This is a genomic window from Nostoc favosum CHAB5714 (genome assembly GCF_020829495.1).
GTDB lineage: Bacteria > Cyanobacteriota > Cyanobacteriia > Cyanobacteriales > Nostocaceae > Nostoc > Nostoc favosum.
On record NZ_JAIVFQ010000121.1, the window covers coordinates 1 to 17,238 of the forward strand.

Here is a 17,238-nt window from a genome sequence, read left to right on the forward strand (position 1 = left end):
GAAATCGCGTTCCAAACTATATTCCCACACTTGGCGGTGTTATTTCTTTTACAAGACATTCAACGCCTGAGAAACTTAGCACTTAGTCAAGGAATTGACATTCAAATTTCCAGGTGCAAGATATGAGCCACCCCGACAATCGTCGCTTTGTCTCTCCTAAGAGTTTGCGCGGAGGGGATTAAGGGTTGGGGTAAATCTAATATGTCATTGCCAGGAGGAACGACATTGACGGAGCCTTCCCGTAGAAGAAGCAATCGCAATGACAGAGATTGCTTCTCTTTGAGACGCTAGGCAAACGTTCCTCGCAATGACAATCTAGATCATATTTTTTTCCACCCATCTACTTACTTATTAACCGTCAAAACACTTAACTGACTACCGCTTCCGCTTTTTCCTTCACTAGCACATAAGGCTTTTCTGCACCTTGTGCGAGATATTCAGCTAGCTGACTTTCAATTTGATCGCGCACAATTTGGCGATACTCTAGAAAATGCTCGTTGTGGGCACAAGCAGAGATGTAATGCTCAATAACTCCAGGGTTACGCTTGAGAATGCTAAACAAATGATGCCAGAATTTCCAACGGGTTTCCCGTTTAATTCCTTGTCGCCAAATTACAATTAACAGCGCTTTCACAACCACCCACTCTGGCATTTTCGCTGGCGCTTTCCAACTCGGTAAACCCATCATCAAGAAACAGCGATAGGTACGATCCAAATACTGCACTGGGTCGTATAAAGTACAAAACGCTTCAATATATTCTCGTGCAAGTTCTTCCAGAGGACGAGTGGGCAGGAAGTTCATCAATGTTGTCTGGTTGATGTTGCCATCTTGATTTTCCCGTAGTCGTCCTTCTTTTTTCAGGCGATGCCAAAGCGCAGTGTTAGGTAACGCTTGCAACATGGCAAAGGTAGTAGAGGGAATGGCTGCTTGTTCTGCAAAGCGGACAATGCGATCGCCTGCACCTGCTTTTTCGCCATCAAACCCGATAATAAACCCAGCCATTGGGCGCAATCCCGCTCTGGTGATGGTTTCCACTGCCTCAGTTAGAGAACTACGAGTATTTTGAAACTTCTTGGTCATTTGCAAACTATCCTCATCCGGCGTTTCGATTCCCAAAAACACCGCCGAGAAACCACACTCAACCATCAACTCCAACATTTCTGAGTCTTGGGCTAAGTCAATTGAAGCTTCAGTGTCAAATCGGAAGGGATACTTGTGTTCTGCCATCCAGACTTTTAACTCTTTGAGCAACAATTTCACATTTCGTTTGTTGCCTATAAAGTTATCATCCACCATAAATACACCCCGCCGCCAACCCAATTCATAGAGGTAATCTAACTCTGCTAAAAGTTGTGCTGGGGTTTTGGTGCGTGGTTTGCGCCCGTAGAGAACAATAATGTCACAAAATTCGCACTGGAAGGGACACCCCCGCGAAAACTGCACCGACATCATGTCATAAGCATCCAATTCTAATAAATCAAAGCGGGGTATTGGTGTGCTTGTGACATCAGGCTTTTCTGTGGCGCGGAAAGTGCCAGATGTGTCACCCCTTTTGATTGCCTCAATAAACATGGGGAGAGTGATTTCGCCTTCATCCAAAATCAGAAAATCTGCGCCAACGTTTTCAACTTCGTGAGGTACAGAAGTGGGGTAGGGGCCGCCAACTGCGACTAGCTTGCCACGTTTTTTTGCTTCCTGAATTTGGTCAAGTAAATCTTGTTTCTGGACAATCATCGCAGAGAGAATTACCACATCTGCCCATGCCCATTCTTCTTCTGTTGCTGCGCGGATGTTGCGATCGACCAGCTTGAATTCCCATTCTTGGGGCAAAATCGCCGCTACTGTTACTAAACCCAGAGGTGGTAATAAAACCTTGCGATCAACTAACTCCAAGATTTTTTCATAAGACCAAAAAGTTTTGGGAAATATTGGATACACTAACAAGATTCGCATGTAGTATCAATCCTCACACTTTGATTGTTATCCCACTCTAACGAAAATAAAGAGTTATTGACTTTTTATTAAAGTTGTTTTATTTTACCATTGATATTTTTCCCTCAAATGGGCAAGTAGGGACTGGAATTCTTACAGCTAATCGGCAAAAAGAAAAGCATGTTGAAACAGGAGTCAGGAGATTTCTAGTTTCTCTAACTCCAGCCAGGCTGCAAACTAAATGCATATCTGTAGGACTTACGCAACTCTCACAGGCGATCGCCAAATGTGTTCAGCATTATCACTAAAATTTATGAAGAATCTTAATCTCCTGCAATCCTCAATAGATATCCTAACCTTTGATCAAAAGGCTTTACAGACTGATCTTATCACCATCTACTGACTATATTTATTGAAAAAGGTTCCACAGTTATAAGAAATATTCTCATTTAGCGGTATCGTGGAAAGAGAAGCAAATTAGAAAACAAGTGTAGCGCTTCAGAATAAATCAATCAGATGATCGCACAATGGCTCTCAAAAGCTTTTGCACAAAGTTTCAAGATTCTCCTTGCCATTACATTTGTCAGTACTACATTTCCTGTGGTTGCATCCGAAGACAAGTCCAGTTATGGTAATCAACCTAACCTGCTTCAAACTGAGATTACACAGCAGGATCTCAAAATCATTGAGCAATTAGTAGCTATTGCTGAACGCAACTCAGCCCAAGTGCTAGAAACAAAAGCTGCAATGGGATTGAATGCTTTTAGGGATGTCGTTACTATCGAATTATCACCGGCTCTAACTACGATTTCAACATCACCAGATTCGCCATCTGAGCGCGAAAACAGCTTTGCCTTAACTGTCACAGTAGACCCGATTAAATTCATCAGTACTTTTCAGCAGCTTCCTGTTTTGCGAGCTCGTTGGAAGGAAGTTAGACAGCAAAAAAGATTAGCTATTGTGCAATATTATGTTGCCTATCTCCAAGCACGTCAAGCAGCTCTAATTGCCACTTATCAAATACAAAAATTTACTGGAGGCTCCGGCATTGCCAGCCTTTATTCTCAAGCAACTTCTCCTAAGAATGTCAATCATCTTGCTAACCCTGATTACGTTGCAGCTGCAACATCTATGTTACTAGCAAACACACGCGAACGATTGACACTAGAAGAACTGGCAGCTTGTGTCGGCTTATCTTTGCAAGAAATGACCCCTATCATTAGCAAAGAATAGATATTTTATCATGCACGTTTAACGCCACTAATTTTTAAAACATCACTCATAGTTGCACAATAATTTGGCAAGCCGAAACTATCAGGATTGATAAATTTTTCATAGGTGAAATGCCGATAGTTCATACAAAATCGATCCCAAGCGGCCATCTGAATGCGGAACAGAATAATAATCAAATTAGCTAATGCTAAAGATATGGGAATGCGAAAGTAAATCTTTTTGCCCAGATAAGCACAAACTTGTTTCACTGCTTGATTAGCAGTTAATGGTGCTTGACCTAAAACAAGCCGACGTGGTTGATCGTTTTTGGCAGGATGATCAATTAAATATCGCACTACAGTGGCAATGTCTCGTCCGTGGATAAAGTGAAAACTGCCATCTGCTTCCAAAAAGCGAATCAAATTAATATATTTCGTAATTTCTGGAATGCCAGAGGTGGCATGAGAATAGGGTTTATTGGCATCACCACCCAATACTAAAGTCGGAAATACTGTGGTAATTTTGGGTGCGATCGCTAATTTTTCTTTTTTATGTAAGCAGTCATATTTGGAACGGATGTAATCTGTCCCAATTTCCCCGGCTTCTTTTAATGGTTGATTGTACCGATCCAAAACGCTAGCTGTCGAGAAATAAATCACCTGCTGGCAACGTTCTGGATCTAGCAGTTCCAGCAACTCTATAGTCTTGACCACATTAATATCAAATGTCTCATCACCACCCCAAGCTGTGGCTGTGAGTACCGCCGTATCAATTGTGGATAGCAAATCGGCAAACTGGCGAATATTTTGCATATCACCTTGCAAAACGTTGATACCTGAACGGGCCTTAGTATCAACTTGCAGTTTGCTTGGGTTCCTAACTAGTAGATAGAGTTCGTGATCTGTTTCCTGAATTAAGGCTTCTGTTAAATAATGACCTATACAACCACTTGCACCAGTCACTAAAATCCGTTTCTGGCTCATAAGAGAATTTTTTATCAAAATTTAGGAGTTAAAAGTGAAGAGTTAAAAATGAAGTTAAAAGTTCCGAATCAAAAGGCATGAATCAAGTTAGGAGTGAGGAGTTAGAAGTGAGGAGTTCAGAATAAAAAAATAACTTTGCACCTCGCAACTTATAACTTAACAGTTTATAACTCCTAACTCATAACTCATAACTCATAACTTCTAACCCTTAACTCCTGCAAGATTCAGTTCCTTTGCGGTTTCAAAGAAGAAAGCGACATTTTCTTCTGGAGTTTCTGGGAGGACACCATGACCGAGATTGAGAATGTGACCCCAATTACCAGCTTTGCGAACGGTATCAAGAATGCGATCGCGGATAAACTGTTTAGAGCCAAATAGCACACCTGGGTCAAGATTTCCTTGAACTTTGACTTGCTTACCCAATCTAGCTCGTGCGTCTGCCATATCCACAGCCCAGTCTACACTGACAATATCAGCGCCAGATTGTGCCATTCTTTCCAACACACCTGCACTACCGCTAACTAGCAAAATCAAAGGTGTATCGGGGTGGGTTTGCTTGACTTGTTGAAAAACTCTCTGCTGATAGGGGAGAGCAAAGGTGTCATAATCTTGAGGACTCAATTGACCCGCCCAAGAATCAAACATTTGCACAACTTGAGCGCCAGAGTCAATTTGGTAGCGGGCATAAATGGCGATCGCATCTGCTAATTTAGCTAACAATTGATGCAATATCGTCGGATCTGAAAATGCCATGTTTTTGATGATGGAATAGGTTTTGGAACCTTTTCCTTCAACTGCATAAGCTGCTAATGTCCACGGCGCACCTACGAAGCCCAACACTGTTGATTTATCGCCTACTTCAGAACGCAAAGCCTGCAAAATTGTCTTGATAAATGGTAGAGCTGCTTCTGGTTCTAAAGGATGCAGACGTTCAATTTGTTCTTGAGTGCGGAGGGGTGAGTGAATGATTGGCCCTTTACCTTCGGCAATATCCATGTCAATGCCCAAACCAGGTAATGGGGTGACAATATCAGAAAATAAAATTACTCCGTCTGGTTGGAAGGCTCTCCAGGGTTGCAAGGAAACTTCAATTGCTACTTCTGGAATTTCCGAGCGATCGCGAAACGAAGGATACTTCTCTCTTAAGTCTCGATATGCTTTCATATATCGTCCCGCTTGTCGCATCATCCATACAGGGGGACGATCTACTACTTCACCACGAGCAGCCCGTAACAGATGAGGAGTCGTTGAATAAACACCCATTTATCACTTCATCCTAAGTCACAACTTTTATGCCACTGTTTAGCTTATCATTCTGGGATTACGCTTTTTCAGCAGGTTTGGAGTAAAAGGGGAATGGGGAGTGGGGACTTGTACTGAGCGAAGCCGAAGTAGTGGGGACTAAGGAGTGAGAAATAGGATAAAACAAGAATCAATATTGAACTGAGGATTGGGAATTGGGCATGGGGCATTAGGAATTGGGCATGGGGCATTGGTTAATAATCAATAGTTCTTCCTCTACTCCCTCATCTTCCTCTACTCCCTCATCCCCACTCCCCACTCCCCACTCCCCTAACTCCCTATGCAAACTGACTCTAACAGTCCCGATGATGTTGCATCTGCTAATAATGAGCCGAACCCAGGAAAGTTTTTGATTCCGCGATCACAGCGACAGAGGTTCTTTATTCAGTTTACCTTAATGACCCTGATTGGATGGGTTGTGGGTGGCGTTGCCAGTATCGCCTTAGAGAAAATTATTCTCCAAACCTCACCTAGCGTTGCAATCCAACCACAAACATGGGGCATTTTGGTTAGAAGTCTCAGTAATGTTATATTTGCCGTGATTTTTGCTGCTGATCAAGCCCTTGTCCTTTACCGATATTTACCGAGTTGGCAGTGGATATTTGCTACTAGTGTAGGTTGGCTGATTGCCAACGGCGTTTCTACAGCCTGGATTAACTATATTTCAACTATTGCCATATCGTTAAATGAAACTTTATCTCCTGAACAAACTTTTATTTTTGGATTTCTGTCTGCGATCGCATATATAATTTCTGGTATTTGGCTGGGGCTTTGCCAATGGCTGGTATTGAGGCGATACACAACAGGCATTTGGTGGTGGAATTTTTTACCCTCAATCTCTTTCTTCTTGATCACTATTTTGGTTTGGTTGCTTTTTATTGTGCAAAATTTGATTCCAGAAGCCAACCGTACTTTTATTTTGTATTGGAGTGGACAAGGGTTTACAGCACTAATTTTGGGAATTATACCAGCAATTGGCTTGTGTACCTTGAAAATAAATTCACATCGCCAGAATGGAATTTCTGGTTAATCATAATTAAACATCGGGTTTGAAACCTAGTTTTTGCAAAGCTAAGTAAAAAGGAAGCCTTAGTTAGGATTTTAAATTTCTAGGACTTACGCACTGTACAAATGCATCGTGATGTGAATTACCTAAAATAGGTTATTTCAGGCTTTCTTAATTATCCTGCGATCGTAAATAGACCATGCTGTAGGGGCACAGCATTGCTGTGCCCTTACGAAAGATATGGTTTTTAACTTGCTTCATATTTGGTGTAAGTCCTAATTTCATTTAGATTGTAGGGAATCCCAAATTGAATCGAGGTTTGCTTGAGCTTGTTTGAGTGCTGTTTCTGGAGATGCTCCTAGCATGGTGGCTTCGATGGCTCGACCTAAACTGTCAGACAAGCGACTATAGCCAGGAATGATTGGTCGAGAACCTGATACGGGCATTTGGTCAATAAAGACTTTCAAGACAGGTTTTTGCTGAATAAATTCTTGATAAGCCTGACTTTGGGCAGATTTAATGTTAACTGGTAAAAAACCCGTCCCTATACTCCATTCTGTTTGGAATTCTTCACTTAAAACATACTCTAAAAATTTTAGTGCGGCTTGCTCTCTTTCTGGTGTAGTCTTCATCAAATACATATCTCCAGTGGCTGTCACCGTAGCAGGTTTCACACTTGCAGGTATGGGAAATACTTTAAAGTCAACATTAGACTTCATTATATAAGTCCAAGGGCCTGTGATCTGCATTGCAACGCGACCTGAAATAAAAGCGTCTTCTTCATAACCTCGCTCTGGCGAAGAAAGGGTTGCTGAACCATCTTTTAATATATCCTGCCAAAATTGTAAGGCTGCGATCGCACCCACATTCGTCAAATTTGGACGGTTATTTGTTACAATCTCTCCACCAGCACTCAATAAAAAAGGAAACCAACTAAAGACAGTCCATTCTTCTTTTCCTAAAGGCAGCAACATTCCGTATTGTTCAGGTCGATTGTCGCCATTGCGGTCTATAGTCAACTTTTTGGCAACTTCCCTCAACTCTTCCCAAGTCTTAGGAATTTGCCTAATTCCCGCATCTTGGAAAAGTTTAGGTCGGTAAAAAATGCCTAAATTGCTCGTGTAAAGTGGGATTGACCAAAGATGACCATCTAATTTTAGTTCCTCCCATAAGTTGGGGCTAATTTCCGACTTTAATGGCAATTTCTCCAGCCATTCTTCTAAAGGTCGAATTGCTCCTAGTTCCATAAATTGACCTGTCAATTGAGGATCGAATGACAGAATATCTGGAGATGTATTGCCCACAACTGCCGTTAATATTTTTGGCAATTGGGGTTGACCTATGAAGATAGATTCCACCTGAACATCAGTATGAGTCTGATTAAATTTATCTACTAGTTTATCAAACACATACCGATTAGTAGGGGGATTGATTGATTGCCATAGACTCAGATGAATCACTCCATCATTTTTCTGGACTATCCCCTGACAACCATATAAGAATATTAAAAATATACTCAGAATAATTCCTATCAGCGAAAGCTGCAAAGTAGAATTGGTCAACTTGCGGGAAAAATTTGGAATTTGGGATTGAAAAAGGGTAACTTTCATGTCAATTTTTAGATTTGTTGGGCATTTCTCATTTCACCCTTCTTGAACTACAGCGCCGTCTAGTCAATTTTATGAATATTAAGTTGCTCTATTCTCAAACGTTCAAAATCATGTAAGGCTTTTGACAACCATCCCAATTATCGTAGTCATCCACTTGAATCATGCCATTAAGAACAATACCTTCATAAAAGATATTGAAGATATCCATATTTATTTTATCTATGAGTTCATTAACATCTTTATAGTTAAAAATATCTATTTAATTCCCAATATTCTATAAAAAATATTTATCCTCTTGCATCAGAGTTCAAATAGAATTTCATAAGGAAGGTGTAGAAATATAATCCCCAGCAACTAAGGCAATTTTAATTAAAAAATCTCTTTTATCTTTATTTTAGAAAATCTTGATCCAATATCCTACATTTTATCTCAATCTTGACGAGTGCTAATAAGTTAAACTGGTAGACATTTATTGTATAGTATAATATGTTTATTCCATTGTGACACAAATCTTATGGTAAGCTCTACCACACCTTATTTATTAAGTGGCTTTTTAGAAAATTCATTTCACTTCAAGCATCATCTACAAGATTTTTTACATTTAGATGCAGAAACCGTAGAGACAAAATTAACAGCAGAACAAGATGAAATAAAAAACTTAGGACACAAAGATTTTAATAGCCATAGCGAAACCCAATAAGTACGTTATTTAGGTGGAAAAATTATGTTTATGAAAATACATTAACGACCGCAAATGTACCATAAATTATTATTTATGTCTACCCCAATGGGTGCGTTAGGTTCAGGGTTGGGAGGTGGAGTAGAGTTAACGCTATCTAATATTGCTACAGAGATGCTCCGACGAGGACATAAATTAGAGATTGTTGCACCGCAAGGGTCTATTAGCAATTCATTACCTATTAGAGAAATTACAGGAGAACTAATACAGATACCAGCGCAAAATCAGAGTCGTAGTGATCCAATTTTCCTGCATAAAAATTCTGTTCTGGCGAATATGTGGGATTATGCTCGTCAAGTGCAAGGAGATTATGATGTGATTGTGAATTTTGCTTATGATTGGCTGCCACTGTATTTAACACCATTTTTTAACCGTCCGATCGCACATCTGATCAGTATGGGTTCTTTAACAGATGCAATGGATCAGATTATTGAACAAGTAGCAATCAATTTTCCGGGTAGTATCGGTGTTCATAGCCAAACACAAGCAGCAACTTTCACATTTGCAGAACGATGTATATGTCTGCTAAATGGTTTGGATTTATCTATTTATCAATTTTGTCCCAAACCAACTCACAGCTTGGCGTGGGTGGGTAGAATAGCTCCTGAAAAAGGACTAGAAGATGCAGTAGCAGCAGCAGAAATCACCGGTATACCATTAAAAATATTCGGATTAAAACAGGATATATCTTACTGGGAGAAAATTTCTCAAGAATATCCTAATGCTCCGATCGAATATTTAGGATTTTTACCAACGGTTGAGCTACAAAAAGAGTTAGGCCAATGTCGATCTCTTTTAGTAACTCCTCGTTGGATAGAAGCATTTGGAAATGTAGCAATAGAGGCGCTTGCTTGTGGAGTACCTTTAATTGCTTACCGTCGGGGTGGTTTAACAGAAATTGTCCAGGAAGGCAAAACTGGTTTTTTGGTGGAACCTGATAGTGTTCAAGGTTTAGTAGAAGCGATTAAGCATTTGGATGAAATTGACCGCCAAGCTTGTCGCCAACAAGCAGAAACTTTATACTCTTTAGAAGCTATGGGCGATCGCACCGAAGAGTGGTTTCAAAAAATTCTGAGAAACTGATATATAGCAGTCCTATTTGATTCGTGAAAAATATAAAATTTGAAAACGAACCGCAAAGTATTGGCTTTGGGCGCAAAGGGAAGAAAGAAGAAAAAGATATATAATTTTCACAAATGATTTAGGACTGCTATAGTACTAATCTTGTTCAACTATTCATACCACTAATATAACTACACCGAATGGTTGGGCAAGGTTTGCTGCATACGATTAATTACGAAGTATTGTATCAGCCCACTTTACCAGAAGCAATTAAGTTGTTAATAGAAAAAGCGCAATTGAAAGTGATTAAAGAGTCCAGCCGAGATGGAAAAAATTTTATTCCGATCGCGATTATTTAGCAATACAGTTCAGTTAGCAATTTTTCATTTTCTCTCTTCTCTCTCTGTGTCGCGCCAGTTGCTTCTCCTGTCGGAGACGCTGCGCGAACAAGTCGGGGAACCGCAAGGGCGCACTGGCTTCTCTGCGCCTCTGTGGTTCATAAAAAAAAACGACTTTGACAAAGAGTGCTAGTCTTAACCCAAGCGTATTGGATTATTTAGTCATAATACAGAAGTAAATTAATCTTTGAGACTAATCTAAATGACGGAATATTTGCGAAAAACTTATGGCGCGATCGCTAATATTCCCGCATCCCCATCTAAAATTACCTCTATACCCACTGGTAAAGCTGCATTGGGGCTATCATGACCAAAAGGCAAATCAGAGACAACAGGAATCCCCAAATCACCCAAGCGATCGCGCAATACTTCTTCTACACTAAAACTAGACACAGTTGGCGGCGCTTCACAGCGAGTAAAACCGCCCAAAGCAATACCGCAGACTTGAGACAAAGCACCACTTAAGCGCCACTGCGTCAGCATCCTATCGATGCGATAAGGTGCTTCCGTAACATCCTCCAATGCCAGAATTACACCATTCAGATGTGGCAGGATTGGTGTACCTAAAAGGTGAGTTGCAACTGTGAGATTACCTGGTAACAAAGTGCCGGTAACCACACCACCACCCCAACCGCAACCTTTGAGAGGGGCGAAAGAACTACTTTCTACCCAATCAAATAATCTCTCAATTGACCAATCTGACTCATCTACCAAAGTCGTCAGCACGGGGCCGTGAACGCCGGAAATTCCTGCTGTATAAAGGCTCCATAATAAAGCTGTGATATCAGAAAAGCCTATGAGCCACTTGGGAACCCCTGAGTTTGGCCAATTCCAATCTTCTAGGATGCGGGTGCTACCAAAACCGCCTCTGGAACAGAGAATACCGCGACAATCGGGATCTTGCCATGCTGCTGCTAGTTGCTGACGGCGGCTTTCGTCTGTGCCAGCTAGATAACCCCATTTGTCATCTATCTGCGGACTGATTTCTACTCGATAACCACGCGATCGCCAAATTTCTACACTCCGTTCAAATGCCTCAAATTCTCGCAAAGCACCACTAGGGGTAATTACTCGTAGTAAGTCTCCAGGTTTTAGGGGCGGTGGTAAGGTTTTAGATGGCATGAAAAAAGTTAGGAGTTAGGAGTTAGGAGTTAAGAATAAGAACTATACCTCAGAACTCCTATAAAATTTTGTTGAATCATTTTTGAAATTACCGAGTGTTCCTATAATTAGCATAAGAATTACACAAACCGAAAGGAAACATTTGCAGTCAAAGGCTCTGGTAGTGGTTTTCCTTGTGCTTGGTAATCTTCAATCAAAAGTTCCAGCACTTCCTCACCATTATTGAGAGCATCTGCGTAGGTATTTCCATGAGTATGTGCATAAGGGCCAAACTCAGGTAGGCTGACAATGTACTTTTTATCTTCCATCGACCACTGAATTACAATACTATATTGTGGTTTCATTCCTGTTCTCCTTTGTCTCCTTCCTCCAGTAGCTTTATTTCTATAAGCGCATTTCTAACATCTTTTTCCTGGTAACGATCTGCATCTGCTCCGTCTTTTCCAGACAAAGTAAGGCTGTAAAGTAGCAAAGGATGGCTCCATACTGTATGACTGCCTTTGCCACTTCTATAACTAAATCCAGCTTTGAGGAGCATTGCTTTTAGTTCCCGAATTTTCTTGGGCACTGTTAGAAATTTCTGACATAGCTACAAATATTTTGTCATGATTATCAGGGAAAATCTCAGACCTACAGGGACGATACAGTAAATGTTTTCAATCAGCATTGCTAGCTTTTTGCGGCAAAAGATAAATACCCCCAGATATTAAAGTTAGGGCCACAGAAACCCAAAAGGCAATCAGAGAGGAACTTTGCCACACTTCAGCAAGAGGCGCAATTAAAAGTGCGATCGCAACTATTTGACTAACAGTTTTGAGTTTACCCCAAATATTCGCCCCCGTAATCGTCGTTTGATTCACCCGCCAACCAGCGATCGCTAATTCCCGCGCTAAAATCAAAAATACTCCCCAAGCCGGCACTTTTCCTAGTTCAATAAAAACCAGTAACGGCGCAAGTACCAGAAGTTTATCCACTAAGGGATCAAGAAACTTACCCAATTCACTAATTTGGTTGAGTTTTCGCGCCAAATAGCCGTCTAACCAATCAGTTAATGCAGCAATCAGAAAAATCGCCAAACATATCCACTGAGCTTGAGGTGTGGGATTATATAAACCGTAAAGCAGAAATGGTATCCCTAATAGACGAGAGAAGGTAATCCAGTTGGGTATGGTCATAGAGGGGATGAGGGGGATGAGGGGGATGAAGAGGATGAGGGGGATGAAGAAGACAAGGAAAACAAGAGGGATAAACAAGTAATTTTTCTCCCTCATCTCCCCCATCTCCCTTATCTCCCCACTTTCCCCCTAAGCGTGGGAAAATCTGTTTTCTGTAGCTCTCCTAAAACAATACTATGACTGAACACACAGACTCTCAATTCCGCATCGAACGCGATTCGATGGGCGATCGCCAAATTGCTAGTAGCCTTTATTACGGCATTCAAACCCTGCGGGCTATCGAAAACTTTCCCATAAGCGGCATAAAGCCTTTAGCTACTTACGTAGATGCTGGTCTAATCATTAAAAAAGCTACAGCAATTGTGAATGGGGAACTGAATTGCATACCTCAAGATATTAGTCAGGCGATTGTCCAAGCAACTGATGAAATCCTGGCTGGGAAGTTCCGAGATCAATTTGTCGTGGATGTTTATCAGGCGGGTGCTGGAACATCCCACCACATGAATATCAACGAAGTTTTGGCAAATCGCGCCTTAGAAATTCTTGGTGAAGAAAAGGGCAATTACAAACGTGTTAGTCCCAATGACCACGTTAACTATGGGCAGTCTACCAATGATGTGATTCCGACCGCAATTCGCATTGGTGGATTATTGGCATTATCCAAGACATTACACCCAGCAATAGATGGTGCGATCGCATCCTTAGAAAACAAAGCTGTAGAATTTCAAGATATCGTCAAATCTGGCAGAACCCACTTACAAGACGCAGTACCCGTGCGTTTGGGTGAGAATTTTCGGGCTTGGGCGCAAATTCTTACAGAACATCAAAACCGAATTTACACCGCCTCTGGAGATTTGATGGTACTGGGTTTGGGAGGTAGCGCAGCCGGAACGGGGTTAAATACTCATCCTTTGTATCGCGCCCGTGTGGTAGAAGTTCTTTCAGAATTGATTGATACTCCTTTAGAACCTGCACCCCATCTTATGGCAGCCATGCAGAGTATGGCCCCATTTGTAAATGTTTCCGGTGCTTTACGCAACTTAGCGCAGGATTTAGTCAAAATATCTCATGATTTACGACTGATGGATTCGGGGCCAAAAACTGGTTTGAAAGAAATTCAACTCCCTCCAGTGCAACCCGGTTCCTCGATTATGCCAGGAAAATATAACCCAGTAATGGCAGAGATGACATCAATGGTGTGTTTTCAGGTGATGGGTTACGATAGTGCGATCGCATTAGCCGCACAAGCCGGACAATTAGAATTAAATGTGATGATGCCACTAATTGCCTATAACCTAATTCACAGTATCGAAATTCTAGGTAATACCATCGCTGCACTCACCGAACGCTGCATCCAGGGAATTACTGCTAACCAGGAACGTTGTTTAGCTTATGCCGAAGGCAGTTTAGCTTTAGTAACCGCACTAAATACCCACATAGGTTATTTAAACGCTGCTGCTGTCGCCAAAGAATCTTTAGAAACTGGTAAATCCCTGCGGCAGATTGTTTTAGAACGCGGGTTGATGAGTGAAGCAGACTTAGCTACAGTGTTAAATCTAGAACAAATGAGTGGTATCTTACCGCTCAGAACAGAATAATAGGTTATGAGGCATTGGCCAAACAGGGCATGGGGCATGGGGCATGGGGCATGGTTATTCTCCTTGTCCCCCTCATCTCCCTCATCTCCCTCATCTCCCTCATCTCCCCCACTCCCCACTCCCCACTCCCTCTATCCCCATTTATCTATGCAGACTCAAAAACCATCTGTTAGTCTTATTCGGGCTACATCTTACGAACGAGAGGCTTTACGAGAATCCTTAGTCATTCTCCTGGAACCTTTTGGAGGAATAGCAGCGTTTGTGAAAAAAGGCGATCGCGTTTTACTCAAACCGAATCTACTTACAGGTACGCGTCCTGGTAAAGAGTGTATCACCCGTGCCGAACTAGTTTACGAAGTTGCCAAGATGGTAATTGAGGTTGGCGGTAAGCCATTTTTGGGCGATAGTCCTGCTTTTGGCAGTGCCAAGGGCGTAGCAGTAGCAAATGGCTATCTGCCGATTTTAGAAGAACTCAATCTTCCCATCATCGATTTTCACGGTCAGCGTTACCAAACCATTAGTGACAATTTTAACCATCTGCGACTGTCTAAAGAAGCAATGGAAGCAGATGTAGTGATTAACTTACCTAAAGTGAAATCACACATGCAATTGACATTAACACTGGGCGTAAAAAACTTGTTTGGTTGCGTCCCCGGTAAAATGAAAGCTTGGTGGCACATGGAAGCAGGAAAAGACGCGAATAGATTTGGTGAAATGTTAGTAGAAACTGCCAGGGCAATTAACCCTAACTTAACCATATTAGATGGCATCATCGGTCATGAAGGAAATGGCCCCAGTAATGGTGAACCTCGCCAACTCGGCATTTTAGCAGCCGCATCAGATATATTTGCCTTAGATCGGGCAATGGTAGAAATCCTCAATGTTCCTCCAGAACAAGTGCCCACAGTTGCAGCTTCCCAAAGGCTAGGAGTTTGTCCAGAACTAGTTGCCATAGAGTTTCCGCATTTAAATCCTGACTTATTAAAAATACAAGATTGGCTGCTACCAGACAAATTGATGCCCATCGATTTTGGTATGCCCCGCGTAATTAAGTCTACGTTTAAGCATCTTTACACCCGATTTATCAAGGAACCAATGAGTGTTTATGGAAGGGAGTAGGGAGTGAGGGAGATGAGGGAGATGAGGGAGCAGGGGAGGCAGGGGGAGAATGACAAATGACAAATGACTAATGACAAATGACTAATGACTAATGACCAATTTAATGCAAACTTCGTTACAGCAATTTGATTTATTAGCAGACTAATCTGTAATTACCCTCCGATTGCTTAACCAGACCGCCCTATGATAGTTAGTGGCGATTTTTTTAGCTGATTAATTTGTTATACAATTTCTCGTCTTAGATTTTGATTTATCCAAAAACTTATACGGATTTAGGGTTAGGAAATTGGGATTGGGTATTTTGTTCAGATATGAGCAAAGTTTGGCGATAACTCCTACACCTCTACGCCACCTTCTAATATCAAGTTCGGCAAATTACTTACGATATGTCATTGCGTTCGCCCAAGGCGTTCCCGTTGGCGCAGCCTCTCCAAGAGTTGGGTATGCAACGAAGTGAAATGTTCGCCTTTGGCGTTCCCGCAGGGTAGCAATTCCCTTGACTTTGGGATTGCCGCGCAACTCTTAGAGACGCTGCGCGAACGCTCGCTTTTGACTAAGTACTAAGTCGGACATGATATAAAATATTTTTGAATCTACCTACATATAGATTGACAAAATTACTGTTATATCGCATAGGTTTTAAAATTTAAATTCTAAAATATTTGTTTAGTGGTATCACTGAATCCATGCTGCACACATAGTTGATGCATCTGTATTTATTCGGTAGCTATCCTTGGTTACAAAAATTATTCCTATCCATTTCTTCTCTAGCGTCAAAGATTTTTATGTATAACTACTGTATAACAATCAAAAGCACTGAATATCTATCAGTGCAATTGCTAATTTGTGTCCTGTATCACAAATTAGCAATTACAGTAAAATGACCTTATCAAAGGCGTTTTAGGATGTTATAATCATGAAGTATCGGAGAAATATGTTTTGCTAATTAATCTTTAAGCAGCGAAAAAATGTAATTTATGATGCTGTCAAAATTGGCTTTGCGTATGCAAACTATTACACCATACAGGGAAACATGTGAAAATATTAGTTGCCAAATAAAACATGATTTGTTTACTTGTAACTTTGTATTAAGAACCCCATGTATAAAAAGGCTATTATGACAGTTATAGAACTGGTTTAGATTGTAAAATGCTACACATTCTACAGTTTAAAAATAGCTAACATAGAATTAAAACTCTCAATCAGAGAGTAGACCTACACAGTGTTACGAAGAACTTCAATTTTGTATGAATTCAAATAGCCAGTCTGCCAATTCTACCGACACATATTCCCAACGTTTGGCAGACATTGTGGGAACTGCGATCGCTCTATTAACTCTCATTCTACCCGTATTTGTCATCGCCCACTATTCTTCAACTGATGTTCAAAATAACCAGCAACCTCTGGTTCAAAATTTCAAAGGAAGTCAAGATTGATAAAGCTTTCCAGTAGCATTTCACCAACAGGAAAGCTACAGAAAAGGAGAAAGCTGATTTTAAGAAAATTTCTCTAGATTTGGATGTAGTTGATCAGGAATAAGCTGAAATCTGTATTGTGTGACTCCAGATTTCAGTTGTTTTGACAGAGTACTGGCAGAAATAAATCCCCCCAACAGCAATTAAGGGCGGGAGATAATAATACCCTCTTGGAAAAAGCGTTGCGAAGTTTCTTCACAACGCTTTTTCCATTTCAATAGGAGTGGCAGAGATGAAGGGGATGAGGGAGCAGGGGGAGCAGGGGGAGATGAGGGAGATAAGGGAGATAAGGGAGAAATCAATTCAAAATTCAAAATTAAAGAACTTCTGCCTGCTCTTTCCCAATGCCCAATGCCCCATGCCCAATGCCCAATGCCCAATCTGACTTTTCACGGGAAGTCTTCAAGCCTCGAAAAAACGTGACTTTTTCTACAGCCTAATTGTCAATAGCTTTAAGTTAATGAAAATAGCTAACGGAAAAATCAGGGTTTGGAAAACCCTCAA

18 protein-coding genes are annotated in these 17,238 nt (G+C 41.1%); 9 read left to right on the forward strand and 9 right to left on the reverse strand.

Annotated elements, in window-relative coordinates; genetic code table 11:
• Window positions 1-367 precede the first annotated feature (367 nt).
• Entirely contained in the window at window positions 368-1,954 is a 1,587-nt protein-coding gene (locus LC586_RS35385) for a B12-binding domain-containing radical SAM protein (protein ID WP_229490163.1), read from the reverse strand.
• Window positions 1,955-2,028: 74 nt separating this feature from the next.
• Between LC586_RS35385 and LC586_RS35390 the strand changes: the two genes are divergently transcribed.
• Together LC586_RS35390 and LC586_RS35395 are read left to right on the forward strand one after the other, a co-directional pair.
• The gene (locus tag LC586_RS35390) at window positions 2,029-2,241 is read left to right on the forward strand and encodes a hypothetical protein (RefSeq protein WP_229490164.1); all 213 of its coding nucleotides are present in this window, start codon (window positions 2,029-2,031) and stop codon (window positions 2,239-2,241) included.
• Between the two features lie 208 nt (window positions 2,242-2,449).
• Window positions 2,450-3,166, forward strand: a complete 717-nt coding sequence (locus LC586_RS35395) for a hypothetical protein (RefSeq protein ID WP_229490165.1) — start codon at window positions 2,450-2,452, stop codon at window positions 3,164-3,166.
• Window positions 3,167-3,174: 8 nt separating this feature from the next.
• Here LC586_RS35395 and LC586_RS35400 read toward each other — a convergent pair whose 3' ends face one another.
• Window positions 3,175-4,128 (reverse strand): NAD-dependent epimerase/dehydratase family protein, encoded by a 954-nt coding sequence (locus tag LC586_RS35400; protein ID WP_229490167.1) that lies wholly within the window; start codon window positions 4,126-4,128, stop codon window positions 3,175-3,177.
• A gap of 201 nt (window positions 4,129-4,329) precedes the next feature.
• The gene (gene hemE / locus LC586_RS35405; protein WP_229490168.1) at window positions 4,330-5,391 is read right to left on the reverse strand and encodes a uroporphyrinogen decarboxylase; all 1,062 of its coding nucleotides are present in this window, start codon (window positions 5,389-5,391) and stop codon (window positions 4,330-4,332) included.
• A gap of 319 nt (window positions 5,392-5,710) precedes the next feature.
• On the opposite strand from hemE, the gene LC586_RS35410 reads away from it, so the two are divergent.
• Complete coding sequence (locus LC586_RS35410; RefSeq protein ID WP_229490169.1) at window positions 5,711-6,460, forward strand: hypothetical protein; 750 nt, start codon at window positions 5,711-5,713, stop codon at window positions 6,458-6,460.
• Between the two features lie 257 nt (window positions 6,461-6,717).
• On the opposite strand, the gene LC586_RS35415 is transcribed toward LC586_RS35410, so the two are convergent.
• A complete protein-coding gene (locus LC586_RS35415; protein ID WP_229490170.1) occupies window positions 6,718-8,046 on the reverse strand; it encodes an ABC transporter substrate-binding protein in 1,329 nt (442 codons plus the stop codon).
• A 514-nt stretch (window positions 8,047-8,560) separates the two neighbouring features.
• On the opposite strand from LC586_RS35415, the gene LC586_RS35420 reads away from it, so the two are divergent.
• From LC586_RS35420 to LC586_RS35430, 3 genes are all read left to right on the forward strand, one after another.
• A complete protein-coding gene (locus tag LC586_RS35420; protein ID WP_229490171.1) occupies window positions 8,561-8,746 on the forward strand; it encodes a hypothetical protein in 186 nt (61 codons plus the stop codon).
• Between the two features lie 54 nt (window positions 8,747-8,800).
• Window positions 8,801-9,868 (forward strand): glycosyltransferase family 4 protein, encoded by a 1,068-nt coding sequence (locus LC586_RS35425; RefSeq protein ID WP_229490172.1) that lies wholly within the window; start codon window positions 8,801-8,803, stop codon window positions 9,866-9,868.
• A 303-nt stretch (window positions 9,869-10,171) separates the two neighbouring features.
• Window positions 10,172-10,378, forward strand: coding sequence for a hypothetical protein (locus LC586_RS35430; RefSeq protein ID WP_229490174.1), 207 nt, complete (start codon window positions 10,172-10,174; stop codon window positions 10,376-10,378).
• Window positions 10,379-10,470: 92 nt separating this feature from the next.
• Here the strand turns inward: LC586_RS35430 and LC586_RS35435 are convergent, their stop codons facing one another.
• The 4 genes from LC586_RS35435 to pgsA all read right to left on the reverse strand — a co-directional run bounded on the left by LC586_RS35435 (window position 10,471) and on the right by pgsA (window position 12,542).
• A complete protein-coding gene (locus tag LC586_RS35435) occupies window positions 10,471-11,367 on the reverse strand; it encodes a S66 peptidase family protein (RefSeq protein WP_229490176.1) in 897 nt (298 codons plus the stop codon).
• A 119-nt stretch (window positions 11,368-11,486) separates the two neighbouring features.
• Window positions 11,487-11,711 (reverse strand): type II toxin-antitoxin system HicB family antitoxin, encoded by a 225-nt coding sequence (locus tag LC586_RS35440; protein WP_229490177.1) that lies wholly within the window; start codon window positions 11,709-11,711, stop codon window positions 11,487-11,489.
• Window positions 11,708-11,935, reverse strand: a complete 228-nt coding sequence (locus tag LC586_RS35445) for a type II toxin-antitoxin system HicA family toxin (RefSeq protein ID WP_229490178.1) — start codon at window positions 11,933-11,935, stop codon at window positions 11,708-11,710. The genes LC586_RS35440 and LC586_RS35445 overlap by 4 nt, the downstream gene beginning before the upstream one ends.
• A gap of 88 nt (window positions 11,936-12,023) precedes the next feature.
• Entirely contained in the window at window positions 12,024-12,542 is a 519-nt protein-coding gene (pgsA, locus tag LC586_RS35450) for a CDP-diacylglycerol--glycerol-3-phosphate 3-phosphatidyltransferase (protein ID WP_229490179.1), read from the reverse strand.
• Between the two features lie 176 nt (window positions 12,543-12,718).
• On the opposite strand from pgsA, the gene LC586_RS35455 reads away from it, so the two are divergent.
• From LC586_RS35455 to LC586_RS35465, 3 genes are all read left to right on the forward strand, one after another.
• Complete coding sequence (locus LC586_RS35455; RefSeq protein ID WP_229490180.1) at window positions 12,719-14,140, forward strand: aspartate ammonia-lyase; 1,422 nt, start codon at window positions 12,719-12,721, stop codon at window positions 14,138-14,140.
• Window positions 14,141-14,287: 147 nt separating this feature from the next.
• Entirely contained in the window at window positions 14,288-15,259 is a 972-nt protein-coding gene (locus LC586_RS35460) for an Npun_F2552 family protein (protein WP_229490183.1), read from the forward strand.
• Between the two features lie 1,247 nt (window positions 15,260-16,506).
• Window positions 16,507-16,695 carry a TLTLP motif-containing protein gene (locus LC586_RS35465; protein WP_229490181.1) on the forward strand — a complete coding sequence of 63 codons (189 nt, stop codon included), beginning with the start codon at window positions 16,507-16,509 and terminating at the stop codon, window positions 16,693-16,695.
• Between the two features lie 182 nt (window positions 16,696-16,877).
• On the opposite strand, the gene LC586_RS35470 is transcribed toward LC586_RS35465, so the two are convergent.
• Entirely contained in the window at window positions 16,878-17,114 is a 237-nt protein-coding gene (locus LC586_RS35470) for a hypothetical protein (RefSeq protein ID WP_229490182.1), read from the reverse strand.
• Window positions 17,115-17,238: the final 124 nt, after the last annotated feature.

Coding starts and splice junctions, on each gene's coding strand:
- LC586_RS35385 (WP_229490163.1), bottom strand. CDS start 1,954: ATGCGAATCTTGTTAGTGTATCCAATATTTCCCAAAACTTTTTGGTCT.
- LC586_RS35395 (WP_229490165.1), top strand. CDS start 2,450: ATGATCGCACAATGGCTCTCAAAAGCTTTTGCACAAAGTTTCAAGATT.
- LC586_RS35400 (WP_229490167.1), bottom strand. CDS start 4,128: ATGAGCCAGAAACGGATTTTAGTGACTGGTGCAAGTGGTTGTATAGGT.
- hemE (WP_229490168.1), bottom strand. CDS start 5,391: ATGGGTGTTTATTCAACGACTCCTCATCTGTTACGGGCTGCTCGTGGT.
- LC586_RS35410 (WP_229490169.1), top strand. CDS start 5,711: ATGCAAACTGACTCTAACAGTCCCGATGATGTTGCATCTGCTAATAAT.
- LC586_RS35415 (WP_229490170.1), bottom strand. CDS start 8,046: ATGAAAGTTACCCTTTTTCAATCCCAAATTCCAAATTTTTCCCGCAAG.
- LC586_RS35420 (WP_229490171.1), top strand. CDS start 8,561: ATGGTAAGCTCTACCACACCTTATTTATTAAGTGGCTTTTTAGAAAAT.
- LC586_RS35425 (WP_229490172.1), top strand. CDS start 8,801: ATGTACCATAAATTATTATTTATGTCTACCCCAATGGGTGCGTTAGGT.
- LC586_RS35430 (WP_229490174.1), top strand. CDS start 10,172: ATGGAAAAAATTTTATTCCGATCGCGATTATTTAGCAATACAGTTCAG.
- LC586_RS35435 (WP_229490176.1), bottom strand. CDS start 11,367: ATGCCATCTAAAACCTTACCACCGCCCCTAAAACCTGGAGACTTACTA.
- LC586_RS35440 (WP_229490177.1), bottom strand. CDS start 11,711: ATGAAACCACAATATAGTATTGTAATTCAGTGGTCGATGGAAGATAAA.
- pgsA (WP_229490179.1), bottom strand. CDS start 12,542: ATGACCATACCCAACTGGATTACCTTCTCTCGTCTATTAGGGATACCA.
- LC586_RS35455 (WP_229490180.1), top strand. CDS start 12,719: ATGACTGAACACACAGACTCTCAATTCCGCATCGAACGCGATTCGATG.
- LC586_RS35460 (WP_229490183.1), top strand. CDS start 14,288: ATGCAGACTCAAAAACCATCTGTTAGTCTTATTCGGGCTACATCTTAC.
- LC586_RS35465 (WP_229490181.1), top strand. CDS start 16,507: ATGAATTCAAATAGCCAGTCTGCCAATTCTACCGACACATATTCCCAA.